Source organism: Streptomyces tateyamensis (genome assembly GCF_003205575.1).
Taxonomy (GTDB): domain Bacteria; phylum Actinomycetota; class Actinomycetes; order Streptomycetales; family Streptomycetaceae; genus Kitasatospora; species Kitasatospora tateyamensis.
Genome location: NZ_PYBW01000011.1, coordinates 84,845 through 105,265, shown reverse-complemented (window position 1 = coordinate 105,265; position 20,421 = coordinate 84,845). Strand labels below are relative to the sequence as shown.

Sequence of the window (20,421 nt, the reverse complement as noted above, 5' to 3'; positions counted from 1 at the left end):
GCCGTGCCGAAATCAGACCAAACCAGGGTGAGCCCGCCGCGGCCGGCCGCCACCGCGCCCGTCCCGCTGGCGGAGCTGGCCGAGTTGCTGGGCCTGCCCCCGATCGAGGGCGCCCCGGTGACCGGCGTCACGCACGACTCCCGCGCGGTCCGTCCGGGCGACGTGTACGTGGCCTTCGCCGGAGCCAACCACCACGGCGCCGCCTTCGCCGACACGGCCGCCGCGGCCGGCGCGGTCGCGGTGCTGACCGATCCGGCCGGCGCCGAGCAGGCGGCGGGCCTGGCGGTGCCGCTGCTGGTGGTGGACCAGCCGCGGGCCTGGATGGGCCGGCTGGCCGCCCGGGTCTACGGCGACCCGTCGCAGGCGCTGCTGACCATCGGCATCACCGGGACCAACGGCAAGACCACCACCTCCTACCTGGTGGAGGGCGGCCTGCGCGGCTGCGGCCGCGTCCCCGGGGTGATCGGCACGGTGGAGATGCGGGTCGGCAGCGAGCGGATCAAGAGCGAGCGGACCACCCCCGAGGCCACCGACCTGCACGCGATCCTCGCGGTGATGCGCGAGCGCGGCGCCGACGCGGTGGTGATGGAGGTCTCCAGCCACGCGCTGGTCTACGGCCGGGCCGACGGGGTCGGCTACGACGTGGCGGTGTTCAACAACCTGACGCCGGAGCACCTGGACTTCCACCCGGACATGGAGGACTACTTCCGCGCCAAGGCCCGGCTCTTCGAGGCGGGGCGCAGCCGGGTGGGCGTGGTCAACCTCGACGACGAGTACGGCCGCCGGCTGGCCGGCGAGGCCGCCATCCCGGTCGTCGGCTTCTCGGCCACCGGCCGTCCGGAGGCCGACTGGCGGGTGGCCGACGTCGAGCTCGGCCCGACCGGCTCCACCTTCCGGGTGCTCGGACCTGACGGGCAGTCGGCCCCGGCCGCGGTGCCGCTGCCCGGCCCGTTCAACGTCGCCAACGCGCTGGCCGCGATCACCGCGCTGGTCACCGCCGGGCTGCCGCTGGAGCAGGCGGTGGCCGGGGTGGCCGCGGTTCCCGGGGTGCCGGGCCGGCTGGAGCGGGTGGACGCCGGCCAGCCGTTCGTCGCGGTGGTGGACTACGCGCACAAGCCGGACGCGCTGCGCGCGGTACTCGCCTCGCTGCGCGAGGTCACCAAGGGCCGGCTGCACGTGGTGGTGGGCTGCGGCGGCGACCGGGACCCGTTCAAGCGCGCACCGATGGGGGCGATCGCCGCCCGGCTGGCCGACACCGCCGTGCTGACCAGCGACAACCCGCGCTCCGAGGACAGCCTGGCGATCCTGGCCAGCATGCTGGGCGGTGCCGTGGAGGTGCCCGAGGGCGAGCGCGGCGAGGTGCTGGTGGTGCCGGACCGCAGCGAGGCGATCGCCGACGCGGTGGCCCGGGCCCACCCGGGGGACACCGTGCTGGTGGCCGGCAAGGGCCACGAGCTCGGCCAGTACGTGAAGGGCGAGGTCCGCCCGTTCGACGACCGGGAGGTGCTGCGCGAGGCGATCGTGCACGCACAGCCCGAACGGCCCGCGATGGCCGAGCACCGAGGAGTGGAGCAGCCGTGATCGCACTGACCCTGGCCGAGGTGGCCGCCGCGACCGGCGGCGAGCTGGTGGACGGCGCCGAGCCGCAGACCGTGGTGACCGCGCCGCTGGCGATCGACTCGCGCAAGGCGGCGCCCGGCGGGCTGTTCGCGGCCTTCCGCGGCGAGCAGGTGGACGGGCACGACTACGCGGGGCGCGCGGTCGCGGCCGGTGCGGTCGCGGTGCTGGCCCAGCGCCCGGTCGGGGTGCCCGCGGTGCTGGTCGCCGACGTGCAGGACGCGATGGGCAGGCTGGCCCAAGCCGTCATCGCCAAGGCCGGCGGGGTCCACCTGGTGGCGCTGACCGGCTCGGCCGGCAAGACCAGCACCAAGGACCTGATCGCCCAACTGCTCGGCAAGGCCGGCCCGACCGTCTACACCGAGGGCTCGCTCAACAACGAGCTGGGCTTCCCGATGACCGCGACCCGGGTCGAGGAGTCCACCCGCCACCTGGTGCTGGAGATGGGCGCCCGGCACAAGGGCGACATCGCCTACCTGTGCTCGCTGGCCCGCCCCACGATCGGCCTGGTGCTCAACGTCGGCTCCGCGCACCTGGGGGAGTTCGGCTCCAAGGAGGCGATCGCCGAGGCCAAGGGCGAGCTGGTGGAGTCGCTGCCGGCCGAGGGCGTCGCGGTGCTCAACGCCGACGATCCGCTGGTGCGGGCGATGGCCGAGCGCACCCGGGCCCGGGTGGTCTACTTCGGCGAGAGCCGGGACGCCCACGTGAGAGCACAGGACGTTCGCCTGGACTCCACCGGCCGTCCATCGTTCACGCTGACCACCCCGGCCGGTTCCGCTCCGGTACGGCTGCGCCTGTACGGTGAGCACCACGTCTCGAACGCCCTCGCCGCCGCTGCGGTGGCGATGGAGCTCGGACTGTCCGTCGACGACACCGCCGCAGCCCTCGGCGAGGCGGGTGCGCTGTCCCGCATGCGCATGGAGGTCGTCGACCGGGCCGATGGGGTCACCGTCGTGAACGACGCGTACAACGCGAACCCGGAGTCGATGCGGGCCGCGCTGCGCGCGCTGGTCTCGATCGGCGGCCGCGGCTCGGAGCGCCGCCGTACCTGGGCGGTGCTCGGCGAGATGCGGGAGCTCGGCGAGGAGAGCCTGGCCGAGCACGACGCCATCGGACGGCTCGCGGTCCGACTCGACGTCACCAAGCTGGTGGCGGTGGGTGGACGCGAGGCGGCCTGCATGGAACTGGGCGCGAGGAACGAAGGTTCGTGGGGTGAGGAGTCGGTGCTGGTGTCCGACGCGGACGCGGCAGTTGAGCTGCTGCGCGGTCAGCTGCGGCCCGGGGACGTGGTGCTGGTGAAGGCCAGCCGCTCGGTGGGTCTGGAGAAGGTGGCCGAGGCGCTGCTCGCGGACGGTGCCGTCCGGTGAAGCAGATCCTGTTCTCCGGCATGATCGGACTGGTGCTGTCGCTGTTCGGCACCCCGGCCCTGATCAAGCTGCTGGCCAAGAACGGCTACGGGCAGTACATCCGGGACGACGGCCCCAAGGCGCACCACAGCAAGAAGGGCACGCCCACCATGGGCGGCATCGCCTTCATCCTGGCCACCCTGGTCGCCTACTTCGCGACCAAGGCGATCGTCGGGACGGCGCCGCGCGCCTCCGGCCTGCTGGTGCTCTTCCTGCTGGCCGGCCTCGGCCTGGTCGGCTTCCTGGACGACTACATCAAGGTGGTCAAGCGCCGCTCGCTGGGCCTGCGGGCCAAGGCGAAGCTGGCCGGCCAGTCGATCGTCGCCCTGGGCTTCGCGATCCTGTCGCTGCAGTTCTCCGACAGCCGCGGGATCACCCCGGCCTCCACCCACCTGTCCTTCGTCGAGGACTTCAGCTGGTCCATCGGGCCGGTGCTGTTCGTGATGTTCGCGTACTTCATGATCGCGGCGATGTCGAACGGCGTGAACCTGACGGACGGTCTGGACGGCCTGGCCACCGGTGCCTCGGTGGTGGTGTTCGGCGCCTACACCTTCATCGGCGTCTGGGAGTACAACCAGAGCTGCGCCAACGTGATCACCGCCACCGCCAAGTGCTACGAGGTGCGCGACCCGCTGGACCTGGCGGTGGTGGCCTCCGCGCTGATGGGCTCCTGCTTCGGCTTCCTGTGGTGGAACACCTCGCCGGCCAAGATCTTCATGGGCGACACCGGTTCGCTGGCCCTCGGCGGCGCGCTGGCCGGCCTGGCCATCTGCTCGCGCACCGAGCTGCTGCTGGCGCTGCTCGGCGGCCTGTTCGTGATCATCACCCTCTCGGTGGTCATCCAGGTCGGCTCGTTCCGGATGACCGGCAAGCGCGTCTTCAAGATGGCGCCACTGCAACACCACTTCGAACTCAAGGGCTGGAGCGAAGTGCTGATCGTGGTGCGGTTCTGGATCATCCAGGGCCTGTGCGTCGCGGTCGGCCTCGGCCTCTTCTACGCGGGCTGGGTGACCAACTGATGCAGTGGCAGCAACTTCCGGTCGTGGTGGCCGGCCTGGGGGTCTCGGGGGTCAGCGCGGCCCGGGTGCTGCGCGACCTGGGCGCCGAGGTCACCGTGGTGGACGGCGGCGACAGCCCGGTACTGCGCGACCGCGCCGCCGAACTGGCGGGCATCACGGTGCGCCTGGGCGACGGCGCGAGCCTGCCCGAGGGCACCCGACTGGTCGTCACCTCGCCCGGCTGGCCGCCGAGCAGCCCGCTCTTCCAGGCCGCCGAGGCGGCCGGCGTGCCCGTGTGGGGCGACGTCGAGCTCGCCTGGCAGCTGCGCAGGCCGCTGCCCGGCACCGGTGAGCCGGCCCCCTGGCTGGCCGTCACCGGCACCAACGGCAAGACCACCACGGTCCAGATGCTCGCCTCGATCCTGACGGCGGCCGGCAAGCGGACCGCCGCGGTGGGCAACGTGGGCGTCTCGGTGCTGGACGCGGTGCTGGCCGAGGAGCCGTACGACGTGCTCGCGGTCGAGCTGTCCAGCTACCAGCTGCACTGGGCCCCCTCGCTGCGGGTGCACTCCGCAGCCGTGCTCAACCTGGCCCCGGACCACCTGGACTGGCACGGCTCGATGGCGGCCTACGCCGCCGACAAGGGCCGGATCTTCCAGGGCAACCAGGTGGCCTGCGTCTACAACCTGGCCGACCCCGCGACCGAGGAACTGGTCCGCGAGGCGGACGTCGAGGAGGGCTGCCGGGCCATCGGCTTCGGCCTGCAGGCCCCCGGCGTCTCCAACTTCGGTGTGGTGGACGGCCTGCTGGTGGACCGCGCCTTCGTGCCGGACCGGGCCAAGAACGCCGCCGAGCTCGGCGCCGTCTCGGACGTCCACCCGCCGGCCCCGCACAACATCACCAACGCGCTGGCGGCCGCCGCGCTGGCCCGCGCCTACGGCGTGGACGCCAAGGCGGTCCGCGAGGGGCTGCGCGCCTTCCGCCCCGACGCGCACCGGATCGCGCTGGTGGCCGAGGTGGCCGGGGTGAGCTGGGTGGACGACTCCAAGGCCACCAACACCCATGCCGCCGCAGCCTCGTTGCGCGCCTACGAGTCCATCGTCTGGATCGCCGGCGGACTGGCCAAGGGCGCCACCTTCGACGAGCTGGTGCAGGGCGCGGCGGCCCGGTTGCGCGGGGTGGTGCTGATCGGCGCCGACCGGGCGCTGGTCCGCCAGGCGCTGGCGCGACACGCCCCGGATGTGCCGGTGATCGAAGCGGCCGAGGGCCACACTGGCGCGGTGGCGATGGCGGAGGTGGTCCGAGCCGCCGCCGAACTCGCCAGACCGGGCGATACCGTGCTGCTGGCCCCGGCCTGCGCCTCGATGGACATGTTCACCAATTACGGCGAACGGGGCGACCTGTTCGCCGAGGCGGTGCGGGGACTGACGCAGTAACGAGGCAGACATCAGGAGGGGCGGCGCGGTGGCGGGTCAGACCAGGGCGGAGGCCTCCGCGCCGCCGCAACAGCAGCAGGGCCCGGCGCTGATCTCGGCGACCACCACGGTCTTCAAGACCGAGGGCGCGATCGGGCGGCTCAAGGCGCTGCGGGAGCGGCTGCGCTGGACCCTGAACCGGCCGTTGACGCCGTACTACCTGATCCTGGGTTCGGCCTCGCTGCTGCTGGTGCTGGGCTTGGTGATGGTCTTCTCCTCGTCCAACATCACCGCGATCCACCAGGGTCTGCCGGGCCCGTACTACTTCCGCAAGCAGCTGGTCGCGGTGATCCTCGGCTCGGTGCTGCTGGTGGCCGCGGCCCGGGTGCCGGTGGGCGTGCACCGGGTGCTGGCCTACCCGGTGCTGCTCGGATCGATCGGCCTCATGGTGCTGGTGGCCATCCCCGGCATCGGGATGAAGGTCAACGGCAACCGGAACTGGCTGAACTTCGGCTTCTTCCAGGTCCAGCCCTCGGAGTTCGCCAAGCTGGCGCTGCTGCTCTGGGCGGCCGACCTGCTGGCCCGCAAGCAGAAGGCGGGCACCCTGACCCAGTGGAAGCACCTGCTGGTGCCGCTGGTCCCGGGCGCGCTGGTGCTGCTGATGCTGATCATGCTCGGCGGCGACATGGGCACCTCGATGATCCTGGTCGCCATGGTCTTCGCGCTGCTGTGGATGGTCGGCGCCCCGCTGCGGCTCTTCGTCGCCACCCTGGGCATCGCCGTGGTGGCCTGCACCGCGCTGATCATCACGGTGCCGCACCGGCTGGACCGGCTCGCCTGCATCGGGATCACCAAGCAGACCCCGGACCACGACTGCTTCCAGGCGCTGCACGGCCTCTACGCGCTGGGCCTGGGCGGTCCGTTCGGCACCGGCCTCGGGGCCGGTTACGAGAAGTGGGGTCAGCTGCCCGAGGCGCACACCGACTTCATCTTCGCCGCCACCGGCGAGGAGATCGGTCTGGTGGGGACGCTGTCGGTGATCGGTCTCTTCGCGGCACTAGGGTATGCGGGTATCCGAGTGGCCATCGGCACGAGGGACTCCTTCGTCAGGTACGCCGCGGGCGCCGCCACCACGTGGATCATGGCCCAGGCCGTGATCAACCTGGGGTCGGCACTGGGACTGCTCCCGATCGCGGGTGTACCCCTGCCGCTGTTCTCCTACGGGGGATCCGCCATGCTGTCCGCCATGACGGCCGTCGGGACACTGCTCTGCTTCGCGCGCAGCGTCCCGGGGGCCAAGGCGGCCCTGGCCGCCCGGAGTTCGAAGTCCCGGTTCAGGACAGGCCTGCGCCGGGTGCTGCCACGACGACGAACCACAGCGCCGGCCCCGGGGCCGCGCAGGGAGCGGTGAATTTCGGTGCATGTCGTACTCGCCGGCGGAGGCACCGCCGGTCACATCGAGCCGGCCATGGCGCTCGCGGACGCACTGCGCAGGCACGACCCCAGCATCGGCATCACGGCGCTGGGGACCGAGCGCGGCCTGGAGACCCGGCTGGTCCCGGAGCGCGGCTACCAGCTGGAGCTGATCCCGGCGGTGCCGCTGCCCCGCAAGCCGACCCCCGAGCTGATCACCGTGCCGGGCCGGCTGCGCGGCACGGTGCGGGCCGCCCAGGAGATCATCGAGCGGGTCAAGGCCGACGCGGTGGTCGGCTTCGGCGGCTACGTGGCGATGCCCGCCTACCTGGCGGCCAAGCGGGCCGGGGTGCCGATCGTGGTGCACGAGGCCAACGCCCGCCCGGGCCTGGCCAACAAGATCGGGGCCCGGTACAGCGACTTCGTCGCCGTCTCCACCCCGGACAGCAAGCTGCGCGACTCGCGGTACATCGGCATCCCGCTGCGCCGCACCATCGCCACCCTGGACCGCAACGCCACCCGTCCCGAGGCCCGGCACTACTTCGGCCTGGACCAGCGCCTGCCCACCCTGCTGGTCTCCGGCGGCTCGCAGGGCGCGCGGCGGCTGAACGAGACGGTGCAGGCGATCGCGCCGCGGCTGCAGCAGTACGGGGTGCAGATCCTGCACGCGGTCGGCCCGAAGAACGAGCTGCCGCAGATCGACGACATCCCGGGCATGCCGCCCTACCGCGCGCTGCCCTACGTGGACCGGATGGACCTGGCGTACGCCGCCGCCGACCTGATGCTCTGCCGGGCCGGGGCGATGACGGTGGCCGAGCTGGCCGCGGTCGGCCTGCCGGCCGCCTTCGTGCCGCTGCCGATCGGCAACGGTGAGCAGCGGCTGAACGCCCAGCCGATGGTCAAGGCCGGCGGCGGCCTGCTGGTGGACGACGCGGAGCTGACCCCGGACTGGGTGCTGCGCAACGTGCTGCCGGTGCTGACCGACCCGCAGCGGCTGTGGGACATGAGCCGGGCGGCCGCCGAGTTCGGCCGCCGGGACGCCGACGACCTGCTGGTCGGCATGGTCTACGAGGCGATCGAGGCGGCGAGGACCGGCCGCCGCCGTGGCTGACCAGCTCGCCCCGTCGTCCCCGGACACCGAGTTCGAGGAGGACGAGCAGGAACACCCCCCGCTGCGGCTGTCGCGGCGGGGGGTCGTGGTGCTCAGCGCCCTGGTCGCCGGGGTGCTCGCGACGGCCGGCTGGCTGGTCTTCTTCTCCTCGGTGCTCGACGTCCGCACGGTCGCCGTCCAGGGCCTGCGCAACGACCAGTTGACGGTGGACGCGATCCGGGACGCGATAGGACCGGTGCAGCACGGGCCGCTGGCCCGGGTCGACCTCGACGCGGTGCAGCACCGGGTGGAGGCGATCCCGCGGGTGGCCAAGGCCGAGGTGTGGCGCGGCTGGCCGCACACACTGCGGGTCAAGGTGGTTGAGCGGACTGCCGTCGCTGCTGTCAAGGGTTCTGATGGCAAGTTCACTCAAATAGATGCAAGTGGAGTGAGCTTCGCCACCGAGGCCGCCCCGCCGTCCGGGGTGCCGGTGGTCGAGCTGCAGCTGAGCCAGTCCGCCCAGGACGCCTCGGCGGTGCTGCCGCCGGCCGAACTGGTCCGCGGTGCGGTCCGGGTGGCCGCCGGCCTGCCGCCCGAACTGGCCCAGCGGTCCCCGGCGCTGTTGGTCCGTTCGTATGACGACATCGAACTGCATCTGGCCGACGGCACCACGGTGCGGTGGGGCTCGCCGGAGGACACCGAGCGCAAGTCGGTGGTCCTGAAGGCCCTGTTGAAGCAGCAGGCCAGGACCTACGACGTGAGCGCGCCGCAGGCTCCGGCGATCTCCGGCTGAGTGATCCGGTAGGTTCTCTTCACAGGAGCACCACTGACGCTCCGTCGGCAGCACCATTGACGACGTGTCGGTGGGTGGCCGACCCTGGGTGGTCCCACCCCCGGCGCTCGACGCCGAGTGGTGATCACATAGGCTCAAAAGAAAAAAGGGAAGCTCGGCGTGTTCGTTGAACACAAACCCGTCCGACACTTAGTGTCCTGTGTCACCAGGCGGTGTGCCGAAGGTACCTGACGCTTCGTTCGGAACCCGGCACCAGTCCGCTGTGAACCCTCAACGTCAAGTTTAGGGTTCGGGTCGCCGGTCTCCATTTCGGACAATCAGTCAGGAACCGGGCTCCCCAACCCCTCTGAACGTCGGCTTCCGCGACCCAGGAAGCCGACCCGGACATCCGAGGCGAGAGGCCTTCGACGTGGCAGCACCGCAGAACTACCTCGCAGTCATCAAGGTCGTCGGTATCGGCGGCGGCGGTGTCAATGCCATCAACCGGATGATCGAGGTCGGGCTCAAGGGCGTCGAGTTCATCGCGATCAACACCGATGCGCAGGCCCTGCTGATGAGCGATGCCGACGTCAAGCTCGACGTCGGCCGTGAGCTGACCCGCGGCCTGGGCGCGGGCGCCAACCCCGAGGTCGGCCGCAAGGCCGCCGAGGACCACCGCGAGGAGATCGAGGAGGTCCTCAAGGGGGCCGACATGGTCTTCGTGACGGCCGGCGAGGGCGGCGGCACCGGCACCGGCGGCGCTCCGGTGGTGGCCAACATCGCCCGCTCGCTCGGCGCGCTCACCATCGGCGTGGTCACCCGCCCGTTCACCTTCGAGGGCCGCCGCCGGGCCAACCAGGCCGAGGACGGCATCGCCTCGCTGCGCGAGGAGGTGGACACCCTGATCGTCATTCCGAACGACCGCCTGCTGTCCATCTCGGACCGCCAGGTCAGCGTGCTGGACGCGTTCCGTTCGGCGGACCAGGTGCTGCTCTCCGGTGTCCAGGGCATCACCGACCTGATCACCACCCCGGGCCTGATCAACCTCGACTTCGCCGACGTCAAGTCGGTCATGTCGGACGCCGGCTCGGCCCTGATGGGGATCGGCTCGGCGCGCGGCGAGGACCGGGCCAAGGCCGCTGCGGTGATGGCGATCTCCTCCCCGCTGCTGGAGGCCTCGATCGACGGCGCCCGCGGCGTGCTGCTCTCCATCTCCGGCGGCTCCGACCTCGGCCTGTTCGAGATCAACGAGTCGGCCCAGCTGGTCAGCGAGGCCGCGCACCCCGAGGCCAACATCATCTTCGGTGCGGTGATCGACGACGCCCTCGGCGACGAGGTCCGGGTCACCGTCATCGCGGCCGGCTTCGACGGCGGCCAGCCGCCGGCCATCGTGCGCGACCCGGTGGTCAAGGCGAGTACTCCGCCGGCCGCGCCCGAGCGTCCGGCGCACGCGCCGACCCGGCCGTACGGCGGGATGGGCGCGGTCACCGGCCGCGCCGAGGAGCCCGCGGCGGCCAAGGCCGAGACCGCGGTGGCCCCGCCGGTCCCGCCGCAGGTCCAGCCGGCCCGGCTGCCCTACGTGGAGAGCCAGGCCGAGGAGCTCGATGTCCCGGACTTCCTCAAGTAGTTTGTAAGATTTTTTCCAGGGTTCGGTGCCCATCCCGCCAACGGCCGGGGTGGGCACCGTCGTGTGCAGCGGGGAAGGTGACCGGAGATGACGGACCGACAGCAGGGCGACACCGCCGACCGGCTGGCGCAGCTGCGCGGCGGGCTGTCCGCGGTCGAACAGCGGATCGCGGCGGCCTGCGCCGCGGCCGGCCGGCCGCGCTCCGAGGTCACCCTGGTGGTGGTCACCAAGACCTACCCCGCCTCGGACACCCGGCTGCTCGCCTCGCTCGGGGTGCGCGAGGTGGCCGAGAACCGTGACCAGGACGCGGCGCCGAAGGCGGCCGACTGCGCCGACCTGCCGCTGGTCTGGCACTTCGTCGGACAGGTGCAGACGAACAAGGCGCGCTCGGTGGTGCGCTATGCGCACCATGTTCACTCGGTCGACCGGCCGCGGCTGGTCAGCGCGCTGTCCGAGGCGGTGCTCCGGGAGGGGCGCGCGGAGCTGGGGTGCCTGGTGCAGGTGGCCTTCGACGCCGGGGTCGGCGCGGGGCGGGCCGGAGTGGCGCCGGACCAGGTGCCCGCGCTGGCCGACCTGATCGCCGACACGCCCGGGCTGCGGTTGGATGGTGTGATGACCGTCGCTCCGCTGACCGGCGCACTGGCCGGCCGCCCGGCCGCCGCCTTCGCCGAGCTCGCGGAAATCTCAACCGCCGTACGTGCGGCCCATCCTGCTGCCACGATGGTCTCGGCGGGGATGAGCGGTGACCTTGAGCAGGCGATTGCCGCCGGAGCGACACATGTACGCGTCGGTACTGCGGTGCTCGGTGCGCGGTCACCCCTCGGGTAACGTCACCGGGTAGTAGATCAGACTGCCGGACAAATCAGGACAAAGCACCGATTCGTCCGGTCGAACCGAACCAACCGTGGATCGTATGTCCGCGGCCACGCACACAGACTGACGGAATTTCGGGCCCAGTGCCGCGAATCTGACGGAAAGTGAGCGGACCGCACGTCCCACCCCGCACACTTCGGCTACGGGCCCACCGTACTCGAAGAGTCCGGTGTACCGGGTCCACCCGGGGACGGGGCCGGAGACGAAGCCGATCCACCACAGAGCGGAGGACAGGAGCATGGCCGGCGCAATGCGCAAGATGGCGGTCTACCTCGGCCTCGTGGAGGACGAGACGTACGACGGCCAGGGTTACGACCCGGACGACGACTACGACACGGACCCCGAGCCGATCCGGACCGGGCGGACCGAGGAGGTGCCCCGGCCGGCCGCGCCGGCGCAGCCGGCCCCGGTGGCCTCGATCGCGCCCCAACCGGTACCGGCCGCCGTGCCGATCCGGCAGGAGCCGCCGCGGATGGCACCAGTGTCGTCCATCACACCCGAACGCCGTCAGAACCTGGAGAAGAGTGGCCCGGTGATCATGCCCAAGGTCGTGAACGAGCGGGAGCCGTACCGCATCACCACGCTGCACCCGAGGACCTACAACGAGGCCCGTACCATCGGGGAACAGTTCCGCGGCGGCACCCCGGTGATCATGAATCTGACCGAGATGGACGACACCGATGCCAAGCGGCTCGTAGACTTCGCCGCTGGACTCGTCTTCGGTCTGCACGGCAGTATCGAGCGCGTGACTCAGAAGGTGTTCCTGCTGTCGCCTGCTAACGTCGATGTCACGGCGGAGGACAAGGCTCGGATCGCCGAGGGTGGGTTCTTCAACCAGAGCTGACCCGGCCACGACGCCATGTGTGGACCAGTTGGACAGTGCGTGACAAGGCAGTTGGCGACTAGTGGAAACCGGGAGAGGGATACCCGATGGGGATCGTGGGGGCAGTGCTCTACTACGCACTGACCGTCTTCCTGGTGATTCTGCTGTTCCGCCTGGTCATGGACTGGGTCTTCCAGTTCGCCCGCTCCTGGCGACCCGGCAAGGCCATGGTCGTGGTCCTGGAGGCCACGTACACTGTCACGGATCCGCCACTCAAGCTTCTTCGGCGGTTCATCCCGCCGTTGCGTCTCGGGGGCGTGGCGCTCGACCTGTCCTTCTTCGTACTGATGATCATTGTGTATGTCCTGATCTCGCTCGTGCAGCGTCTGCCGTGGTGAGCGATGCGGCAGGATGCCAGTGTGCCGACGATCACGTTGAGGTGAAGAGATGCCGTTGACCCCCGAGGACGTCCGGAACAAGCAGTTCACGACCGTCCGCCTGCGCGAAGGCTATGACGAGGACGAGGTCGATGCCTTCCTCGACGAGGTCGAAGCCGAGCTGACCCGTCTGCTGCGCGAGAACGAGGACCTGCGGGCCAAGCTGGCCGCCGCGACCCGGGCCGCCGCGCAGAACCAGGCCAACATGCGCAAGGAGCAGCCGCAGGACGGGCAGCGCCCCGGCGCCCCCGTGCCGGCCGCCATATCCGGCCCGCCGGTCCCCGGCCAGCAGGTGCCGGGCCAGCAGCAGCAGTCCCAGCAGCAGCAGTCGCAGCAGCACCAGATGGGCGGTCAGCCGCTCGGCCTGCCGTCCGGTGCGCCGCAGCTGCCGGTCGGTCAGGGCGGCCCGATGGGCCAGATGCAGCAGCCGATGGGTCAGCAGCAGATGGGTCAGCAGCAGATGGGCACCATGGGTGGTCAGCAGCAGCTGGTGCAGCCGATGGGCGGCCAGATGCTCCAGCCCATGGGCAACCCGATGGGCCAGATGCAGCCGCAGATGGGCACCATGGGCGGCCAGCAGCAGCTCGCCCCGATGGGCAACCCGATGCAGCAGCAGATGGGCGGCCCGCTGGGTGCGCCGATGCCGCAGCAGCAGGGTCCCGGTGGCGACAGCGCCGCCCGGGTGCTCGCGCTCGCCCAGCAGACCGCCGACCAGGCGATCTCCGAGGCGCGGTCCGAGGCCAACAAGATCGTCGGCGAGGCGCGCAGCCGCGCCGAGGGCCTGGAGCGGGACGCCCGCGCCAAGGCCGACGCGCTGGAGCGGGACGCCCAGGAGAAGCACCGGGTCGCGATGGGCTCGCTGGAGTCCGCCCGGGCCACCCTGGAGCGCAAGGTCGAGGACCTGCGGGCCTTCGAGCGCGAGTACCGGACCCGCCTGAAGTCCTACCTGGAGACCCAGCTGCGCCAGCTGGAGTCGCAGGCGGACGACTCGCTGGCCCCGCCGCGGATCCCGGCCACCGCCTCGCTGCCGCCGGCCGCGTCCTCGATGGCCTCCACCGGTGCACCGTCGTTCGGCGGCCAGAGCTCCTTCGGCGGGAGCGCCCCGTCGTTCGGCGGCCAGAGCTCCTTCGGCGGCAACGGCCAGCCCTCCTTCGGCGGTCAGCCGAGCGGTCCGAGCGCCCCGCAGATGGCTCCGGCCGGGATGACCCAGCCGATGGCCGCGGTCCGCCCGCAGCCGCCGCAGCCCATGCAGCCGATGCAGCAGGCCCCGGCCCCGATGCGCGGCTTCCTGATCGACGAGGACGGCGACAACTAGTCCCGGCCCGCACCCACGAGGGCGCCCCCACCGCACAGCGGTGGGGGCGCCCTCGTGTTCGGCGGCGGGCAGCGGGCAGGCCGCGGGCCCGGCCCCCGCACGGAGCGGGGGCCGGGCCCGTCGGGCTCAGGCCTTGCGCAGCTGGAAGGCCAGGCCGGTGCCCTCGTCGGTGAAGGTGTCCGACTGCCAGTCGGCCGGGCCCTGGGCGAAGTCGGTGGCGAGCACCTCGTCCGCCACCAGTGCGCCGTGCTCCGTGATGGCGGTCACGGTCTCCGCGGTGGCGGACTGCCAGCGGAGCACGATGCGGTCGGCGACGTCCAGGCCGGAGTTCTTCCGGGCCTCCTGGATCTGCCGGATCGCGTCACGGGCGATGCCGAGCAGCTTGAGCTCCGGGGTGATCGCCAGGTCCAGCGCCACCGTGGCACCGGACTCGTTGGCCACCGCCCAACCCTCGCGCGGGGTCTCGGTGATGACCACCTCGTCGGGGGAGAGCGCGATCGGCTCGCCGTTCAGCAGCACCGAGGCCTCGCCGGTGGCCCGCAGGTCGGCGGCCAGCTGCGCCGCGTCCGCCGCGGCCACCGCCTTGGCGACCTCCTGCACGCCCTTGCCGAACCGCTTGCCCAGCGCGCGGAAGTTCGCCTTCGCGGTGGTGTCCACCAGCGAACCGCCCACCGCGGCCAGCGACTCCAGCGCCACCACGTTGAGCTCCTCGGCGATCTGCGCCCGCAGGTCGGCCGGCAGCTCCTCCCAGCCCTGGGCCGCGATCAGCGCCCGGGAGAGCGGCTGACGGGTCTTCACCCCGGACTCGGCGCGGGTGGCCCGGCCCAGCTCGACCAGGCGGCGCACCAGCGCCATGTGCCGGGACAGCTCCGGGTCGATCAGCGCCTCGTCCGCCACCGGCCAGGAGGCCAGGTGCACCGAGGCCGGGGCGGCCGGGTCGACCGGCACCACCAGGTCCTGCCAGACCCGCTCGGTGATGAACGGGGTCAGCGGGGCCATCAGCCGGGTGACCGTTTCCAGTGCCTCGTGCAGGGTCGCCAGCGCCGCCGCGTCGCCCTGCCAGAACCGGCGGCGGCCGCGCCGCACGTACCAGTTGGACAGGTCGTCGACGAAGGCGGAGAGCAGCTTGCCGGCCCGCTGGGTGTCGTAGGCCTCGAGCGCCGCGTCGGTCTCCCCGACCAGCTGGTGCAGCTCGGAGAGCACCCAGCGGTCCAGCTGCGGGCGGTCGGCCGGGGCCGGGTCGGCGGCGCTCGGCGCCCAGCCGGCGGTGCGTGCGTACAGCGCCTGGAAGGCGACGGTGTTCCAGTAGGTCAGCAGGGTCTTGCGGACCACCTCCTGGATGGTGCCGTGGCCGACCCGGCGGGCCGACCAGGGCGAGCCGCCGGCCGCCATGAACCAGCGCACCGCGTCGGCGCCGTGCTGGTCCATCAGCGGGATCGGCTGCAGGATGTTGCCCAGGTGCTTGGACATCTTGCGGCCGTCCTCGGCCAGGATGTGACCCAGGCAGACCACGTTCTGGTAGGACGACTTGTCGAAGACCAGGGTGCCGACCGCCATCAGCGTGTAGAACCAGCCGCGAGTCTGGTCGATCGCCTCGGAGATGAACTGGGCCGGGTAGCGGCGCTCGAACAGCTCCTTGTTCTGGTACGGGTAGCCGTACTGGGCGAAGGGCATCGAACCCGAGTCGTACCAGGCGTCGATCACCTCGGGCACCCGGACCGCGGGGCCGGCGCACTGCGGGCAGTCGAAGGTGACCTCGTCGATGAACGGGCGGTGCGGGTCCAGGCCGCTCTGGTCGGTGCCGGTCAGCTCGGAGAGCTCGGCCAGCGAGCCCACGCAGGTGAGGTGGTCCTGCTCGCAGCGCCAGATCGGCAGCGGGGTGCCCCAGTACCGGTTGCGGGAGAGCGCCCAGTCGATGTTGTTGTTCAGCCAGTCGCCGAAGCGGCCGTGCTTGACCGTCTCCGGGTACCAGTTGGTGGCCTCGTTCTCCCGGATCATCGCGTCCTTGACCGCGGTGGTCCGGATGTACCAGGACGGCTGCGCGTAGTAGAGCAGCGCGGTGTGGCAGCGCCAGCAGTGCGGGTAGCTGTGCTCGTAAGGGAGGTGGCGGAACAGCAGGTCACGGGCCTTCAGGTCGGCGACCAGCGCCTCGTCGGCCTTCTTGAAGAAGACCCCGCCGACCAGCGGGACCTCGGGCGCGAAGGTGCCGTCCGCCTCGACCGGGTTGACCACCGGCAGGCCGTACTTGCGGCAGGTCGCCAGGTCGTCGGCGCCGAAGGCCGGGGCCTGGTGGACGATGCCGGTGCCGTCCTCGGTGGTCACGTACTCGGCGTTGAGCACGTAGTGCGCGTCCGGACCCCCTTCGACCGGAGGAATGGCCACCAGCTCGAACGGGCGCTGGTAGGCCCAGCGCTCCATCTCGGCGCCGGTGAAGGACTCCCCGGTGGTCTCCCACCCCTCGCCCAGCGCCTTGCCGACCAGCGGCTCGGCGACCACCAGCTGCTCGCTGCCGTCGGTGGCGACCACGTAGGTCACCTCCGGGTGCACGGCGGCCGCGGTGTTGGAGACCAGGGTCCACGGGGTGGTCGTCCAGACCAGCAGCGCGGCCCGGCCGGCCAGTGGGCCGCTGGTGAGCGGGAACCGCACGAAGACCGAGGGGTCGACCACGGTCTCGTAGCCCTGGGCCAGTTCGTGGTCCGACAGGCCGGTGCCGCAGCGCGGGCACCAGGGGGCGACCCGGTGGTCCTGGACCAGCAGGCCCTTGTCGAAGATCTGCTTGAGCGACCACCAGACCGACTGGATGTAGGACGGGTCCATGGTCCGGTAGGCCTGGTCCAGGTCGACCCAGTAGCCCATCCGCTCGGTGAGCTTCACGAACTCGCCGGTGTGCCTGGTCACCGACTCGCGGCACTTGGCGTTGAACTCGGCGATCCCGTACTTCTCGATCTCCGGCTTGCCGGAGAAGCCCAGCTCCTTCTCCACCGCGAGCTCCACCGGCAGGCCGTGGCAGTCCCAGCCGGCCTTGCGGGACACGTGGTAGCCCTTCATGGTGCGGTAGCGCGGGAAGACGTCCTTGAAGACGCGGGCCTCGATGTGGTGCGCGCCCGGCATGCCGTTGGCGGTCGGCGGGCCCTCGTAGAAGACCCACTCGGGACGGCCCTCGGACTGCTCCAGGCTGCGCTGGAAGACTTTCTGGTCGCGCCAGAAGCTGAGGATTCCGTGCTCCAGGGCGGGCAGGTCGACCTGGGCGGGGACGGGGTTGTACGTGGTCACTGCGCCTCCGGCGGATGCGTGGACGGGCATTCCGACGGAGGGACGAGGCGGCGTGCGCCCCGCGGTACCACCCTCCTTGGCCGCCGCGGCACTGCCGACGGCCCACTCCTTGGGTTTGCGGCCGGTTCTACCGGGCCCGCGGACGGGCCGTTCTTCCGGCGGCTCCGGGGTGATCTTCCCGCCGCGCACACCCCCGGGCTCGCACCGTCCCCGGGTCGCTCATGGCTGCGTACGTCGGTACTCGTCCCATCTGCGCCTTGCCGGCCCAGTCTATAGGGACCGCGCAAGCGGTTTGGGCCAGCCGCGCGGGGCGTCCGGGCCGGCGGTGGTTAGCCGGTGGTGATCTGGGCACAACCTTGTCACTGCCCAGCCGTCGGAGCCCCTGGCGGCTGCCCGAGTGGGATCACCGACTGGCATCGGTATGTCCCGTTGTGGCCGGTTTCGATCAGGATTATCGTTCCGGCACCAGTGGCCGACGGGAACCGTCGGCCGGAGTCATTCGTAGATGGGGTCGAAGCCATGGCTGAGAAGGCATCGGGCACGGGAACCGCCACCCGGCGGCTCCGCAAGGCCGTGGCAGGCGACCAAGGGGAGGGTTCCGTGACCACGACACGGCGCAAGACAAGCACCAGCTCCGGGCGGGGCGCGGCCGCCAGCCGCACCCACACCCCGGCCGGCAGCGGAGCGCGCGCCGTCGCCGCGGGGGCCGGAGCGGAGTCGGTGGACCCGGCCGAGCTGCCGGTCCGCACGGGCGAGGAGCCCTGGACGGCGACCGAGGTCACCGAGCTGCACTCCGAGCTGAACGGGGAGCTGATCCGGCTGCGGGAGGAGATCGAGGCCGCCGAGGCCGCGCTCACCGGCCTGATGCGGGACTCCAACGACGGCGCCGGCGACGACCAGGTGGACGCCGGCACCAAGAACATCAACCGGGAGAGCGAACTCGCGCTGGCCAACAACGCCAGGGAGATGCTCGACCAGACCGAGCGCGCGCTGGCGCGCCTGGAGGGCGTCGGCTTCGGCGTCTGCGAGTCCTGCGGGCAGGCGGTCGGCAAGGCCCGGCTGCAGGCCTTCCCGCGCGCCACACTGTGCGTGTCCTGCAAGGCGAAGCAGGAGCGCCGCTGACCGCACCGCCCAAGGGTCGCCGTCGACGGGGGAGTGGCGGCGTCCCGGGGGCCCGGGTTCGAGCCGGTGCGCGGCCTGCGTGCCGTACCCTCGACCCCGTAACGTCGGCCCCCTTTTCGGCAGCGGAGCGGATCATCACTACCCCAGGTTCCCCCCAGACCCAGGACGAGCCCACCGGGCCCGTCGAGGCCGCGTCCGCCGCTGCCGGTCCGACCGGCGCCGAGTCGACCGGGCCGGCCGCCGTGGAGGCGCCCGAGAGCGCCGGGGCCAGTGCCGTCGAGGGCGGCCAGGCGGCCCGGCGCCGCCGGCTCGGCGTGCTGTTCTCGGTCGCACTGCTCGCCTACCTGATCGACCTGGGCAGCAAGCTGCTGGTGGTGGCCAAGCTGGAGGGCCGCTCGCCGATCCGGATCATCGGCGACGTGATGACCCTTCAGGTGATCCGCAACCCCGGTGCCGCCTTCGGCATGGGCCAGACCCTGACCATCGTCTTCACGCTGATCGCGGCCGCCGTGATCGTGGTGATCTGGCGGATCTCGCGCCGGCTGTACAGCCTGCCCTGGGCCGTCGCGCTGGGCCTGCTGCTCGGCGGGGCGCTGGGCAACCTGACCGACCGGCTGTTCCGCTCGCCCGGGGTGCTGCGCGGCCACGTGGTGGACTTCATCTCGGTCCAGCACTTCGCGGTCTTCAACCTGGCCGACTCGGCGATCGTCTGCGGCGGCATCCTGGTGGTGCTGCTCTCCTTCCGCGGCAGCAACCCGGACGGCTCCACCCACCGCACCGCCGCCTGAGCCCCGTGACGGCGCGGGAGGCCGCGCCCGGTGCGGCATACTCGTACGGGTGAGTACCGCAGCGCAGATCCGCACGCTTCCCGTACCGGACGGCCTCGAGGGCGAGCGTCTCGACGCCGCCCTAGCCCGCATGTTCGGATTCTCCCGGACGAAGGCCGCCGAGCTGGCCGCCGAGGGCAAGGTCCGGATCGACGGCACCACGGTCGGCAAGTCCGAGCGGGTCACCGCCGGCGCCTGGCTGGAGGTCGAGATGCCGGCCCCCGCCGCCCCGGTCCAGGTGGTGCCGCAGCACGTCGAGGGCATGCGGATCGTCCACGACGACGAGGACATCGTGCTGGTCGACAAGCCGGTCGGGGTGGCCGCCCACCCGTCCCCGGGCTGGACCGGGCCGACCGTGATCGGCCACCTGGCCGCCGCCGGCTACCGGATCTCCACCTCCGGCGCGGCCGAGCGCCAGGGCGTCGTGCACCGCCTGGACGTCGGCACCTCGGGCCTGATGGTGGTGGCCAAGTCCGAGCGCGCCTACACCGACCTCAAGCGCCAGTTCCACGACCGGATCACCGACAAGCGCTACCACACCCTGGTGCAGGGCCACCCGGACCCGATGAGCGGCACGGTGGACGCGCCGATCGGCCGCCACCCCAGCTCCGACTGGAAGTGGGCGGTGACCAGGGAGGGCAAGCCCTCGGTCACCCACTACGACCTGATCGAGGCCTACCGGGCCGCCTCGCTGCTCTCGATCAAGCTGGAGACCGGCCGCACCCACCAGATCCGGGTGCACATGTCGGCGCTGCGCCACCCCTGCGTCGGCGACCTGACCTACGGCGCCGACCCGACGCTGGCCAAGCGCCTGGGCCTGACCAGGCAGTGGCTGCACGCGGTCTCGCTCGGCTTCGAGCACCCCGCGGACGGCGAGTGGGTGGAGTTCTCCAGCGAGTACCCCGAGGACCTGCGCGGGGCGCTGGACGCGATCGCGGCGGAGAGCTGATGGAGATCCGGATCGCCGCCTCGGCCGCCGACCTGGAGCTGACCCGGCAGGTCCGCCGCGAGGTCTTCGTGGTCGAGCAGGAGATCCCGGAGGAGCTCGAGTACGACGCGCTCGACGCCACCTCGGTGCACCTGCTCGCGCTCGGCGCCGACGGTGCGCCGCTCGGCACCGCCCGGCTGATCAGCGGCGCCGAGGCGTACGAACTGACCGGGCTGGCCGGCCGGGTGCTGCTGGGCCGGCTCGCGGTGGTCGAGGCGGCCCGCGGCACCGGGCTCGGTGCGGCGCTGGTGCGCGCGGTCGAGCAGGCCGCCCGCGAACTCGGCGCCAAGGAGTGCGAACTGCACGCCCAGGTGCAGGCGCTCGGCTTCTACGAGCGGCTCGGCTACACCGCCGAGGGCCCGGTCTACCAGGACGCCGGGATCCCGCACCGCACCATGGTCCGCACGCTCTGACCCGTACCCCCG

Annotated in this window: 17 protein-coding genes; 16 read left to right on the top strand and 1 reads right to left on the bottom strand. The window is 71.9% G+C overall.

All coding sequences use genetic code 11. The annotated features are described in order from the left end of the window. Positions 1-3 precede the first annotated feature (3 nt). The 12 genes from C7C46_RS03220 to C7C46_RS03165 all read left to right on the top strand — a co-directional run bounded on the left by C7C46_RS03220 (position 4) and on the right by C7C46_RS03165 (position 13,786). Positions 4-1,581, top strand: a complete 1,578-nt coding sequence (locus C7C46_RS03220) for a UDP-N-acetylmuramoyl-L-alanyl-D-glutamate--2,6-diaminopimelate ligase (RefSeq protein WP_110665425.1) — start codon at positions 4-6, stop codon at positions 1,579-1,581. Then, entirely contained in the window at positions 1,578-2,984 is a 1,407-nt protein-coding gene (locus C7C46_RS03215) for a UDP-N-acetylmuramoyl-tripeptide--D-alanyl-D-alanine ligase (RefSeq protein ID WP_110665423.1), read from the top strand. The genes C7C46_RS03220 and C7C46_RS03215 overlap by 4 nt, the downstream gene beginning before the upstream one ends. Beyond that, entirely contained in the window at positions 2,981-4,042 is a 1,062-nt protein-coding gene (mraY, locus tag C7C46_RS03210) for a phospho-N-acetylmuramoyl-pentapeptide-transferase (protein ID WP_110665420.1), read from the top strand. Before C7C46_RS03215 ends, mraY begins: the two co-directional genes overlap by 4 nt. After that, positions 4,042-5,457 (top strand): UDP-N-acetylmuramoyl-L-alanine--D-glutamate ligase, encoded by a 1,416-nt coding sequence (gene murD, locus C7C46_RS03205; RefSeq protein WP_110665418.1) that lies wholly within the window; start codon positions 4,042-4,044, stop codon positions 5,455-5,457. Before mraY ends, murD begins: the two co-directional genes overlap by 1 nt. Before the next feature lie 28 nt (positions 5,458-5,485). Beyond that, positions 5,486-6,847, top strand: coding sequence for a putative lipid II flippase FtsW (ftsW, locus tag C7C46_RS03200; RefSeq protein ID WP_110665416.1), 1,362 nt, complete (start codon positions 5,486-5,488; stop codon positions 6,845-6,847). A 6-nt stretch (positions 6,848-6,853) separates the two neighbouring features. Beyond that, positions 6,854-7,960 carry an undecaprenyldiphospho-muramoylpentapeptide beta-N-acetylglucosaminyltransferase gene (gene murG, locus C7C46_RS03195; protein WP_110665413.1) on the top strand — a complete coding sequence of 369 codons (1,107 nt, stop codon included), beginning with the start codon at positions 6,854-6,856 and terminating at the stop codon, positions 7,958-7,960. Continuing rightward, entirely contained in the window at positions 7,953-8,732 is a 780-nt protein-coding gene (locus tag C7C46_RS03190; protein ID WP_110665411.1) for a cell division protein FtsQ/DivIB, read from the top strand. The genes murG and C7C46_RS03190 overlap by 8 nt, the downstream gene beginning before the upstream one ends. Positions 8,733-9,141: 409 nt before the next feature. Then, positions 9,142-10,338 (top strand): cell division protein FtsZ, encoded by a 1,197-nt coding sequence (gene ftsZ / locus C7C46_RS03185; RefSeq protein WP_110665408.1) that lies wholly within the window; start codon positions 9,142-9,144, stop codon positions 10,336-10,338. A gap of 87 nt (positions 10,339-10,425) precedes the next feature. After that, positions 10,426-11,166 (top strand): YggS family pyridoxal phosphate-dependent enzyme, encoded by a 741-nt coding sequence (locus tag C7C46_RS03180; RefSeq protein ID WP_110665406.1) that lies wholly within the window; start codon positions 10,426-10,428, stop codon positions 11,164-11,166. A gap of 283 nt (positions 11,167-11,449) precedes the next feature. After that, a complete protein-coding gene (locus C7C46_RS03175) occupies positions 11,450-12,055 on the top strand; it encodes a cell division protein SepF (RefSeq protein WP_110665403.1) in 606 nt (201 codons plus the stop codon). Between the two features lie 86 nt (positions 12,056-12,141). After that, the gene (locus C7C46_RS03170; protein ID WP_110665401.1) at positions 12,142-12,432 is read left to right on the top strand and encodes a YggT family protein; all 291 of its coding nucleotides are present in this window, start codon (positions 12,142-12,144) and stop codon (positions 12,430-12,432) included. 49 nt (positions 12,433-12,481) lie between these two features. Further along, positions 12,482-13,786 carry a DivIVA domain-containing protein gene (locus C7C46_RS03165; protein ID WP_110665399.1) on the top strand — a complete coding sequence of 435 codons (1,305 nt, stop codon included), beginning with the start codon at positions 12,482-12,484 and terminating at the stop codon, positions 13,784-13,786. Between the two features lie 126 nt (positions 13,787-13,912). Here C7C46_RS03165 and ileS read toward each other — a convergent pair whose 3' ends face one another. Continuing rightward, positions 13,913-17,089: an isoleucine--tRNA ligase gene (ileS, locus tag C7C46_RS03160; protein WP_110665397.1), complete on the bottom strand. Its 3,177-nt coding sequence runs from the start codon at positions 17,087-17,089 to the stop codon at positions 13,913-13,915. A 570-nt stretch (positions 17,090-17,659) separates the two neighbouring features. Between ileS and C7C46_RS03155 the strand changes: the two genes are divergently transcribed. From C7C46_RS03155 to C7C46_RS03140, 4 genes are all read left to right on the top strand, one after another. Next, positions 17,660-18,181 carry a TraR/DksA family transcriptional regulator gene (locus tag C7C46_RS03155; RefSeq protein ID WP_245984076.1) on the top strand — a complete coding sequence of 174 codons (522 nt, stop codon included), beginning with the start codon at positions 17,660-17,662 and terminating at the stop codon, positions 18,179-18,181. A gap of 131 nt (positions 18,182-18,312) precedes the next feature. Beyond that, positions 18,313-18,969, top strand: a complete 657-nt coding sequence (gene lspA, locus C7C46_RS03150; RefSeq protein ID WP_425470013.1) for a signal peptidase II — start codon at positions 18,313-18,315, stop codon at positions 18,967-18,969. Between the two features lie 49 nt (positions 18,970-19,018). After that, positions 19,019-19,957, top strand: a complete 939-nt coding sequence (locus C7C46_RS03145) for an RluA family pseudouridine synthase (RefSeq protein WP_110665396.1) — start codon at positions 19,019-19,021, stop codon at positions 19,955-19,957. Continuing rightward, entirely contained in the window at positions 19,957-20,409 is a 453-nt protein-coding gene (locus C7C46_RS03140; RefSeq protein WP_110665393.1) for a GNAT family N-acetyltransferase, read from the top strand. The genes C7C46_RS03145 and C7C46_RS03140 overlap by 1 nt, the downstream gene beginning before the upstream one ends. The last annotated feature ends 12 nt before the right edge of the window (positions 20,410-20,421 follow it).

Excerpts from the sequence above, each read along its gene's own strand:
- murD (WP_110665418.1), top strand. The coding sequence starts at position 4,042 with ATGCAGTGGCAGCAACTTCCGGTCGTGGTGGCCGGCCTGGGGGTCTCG.
- C7C46_RS03180 (WP_110665406.1), top strand. The coding sequence starts at position 10,426 with ATGACGGACCGACAGCAGGGCGACACCGCCGACCGGCTGGCGCAGCTG.
- C7C46_RS03175 (WP_110665403.1), top strand. The coding sequence starts at position 11,450 with ATGGCCGGCGCAATGCGCAAGATGGCGGTCTACCTCGGCCTCGTGGAG.
- C7C46_RS03170 (WP_110665401.1), top strand. The coding sequence starts at position 12,142 with ATGGGGATCGTGGGGGCAGTGCTCTACTACGCACTGACCGTCTTCCTG.
- C7C46_RS03165 (WP_110665399.1), top strand. The coding sequence starts at position 12,482 with ATGCCGTTGACCCCCGAGGACGTCCGGAACAAGCAGTTCACGACCGTC.
- ileS (WP_110665397.1), bottom strand. The coding sequence starts at position 17,089 with ATGCCCGTCCACGCATCCGCCGGAGGCGCAGTGACCACGTACAACCCC.
- C7C46_RS03140 (WP_110665393.1), top strand. The coding sequence starts at position 19,957 with ATGGAGATCCGGATCGCCGCCTCGGCCGCCGACCTGGAGCTGACCCGG.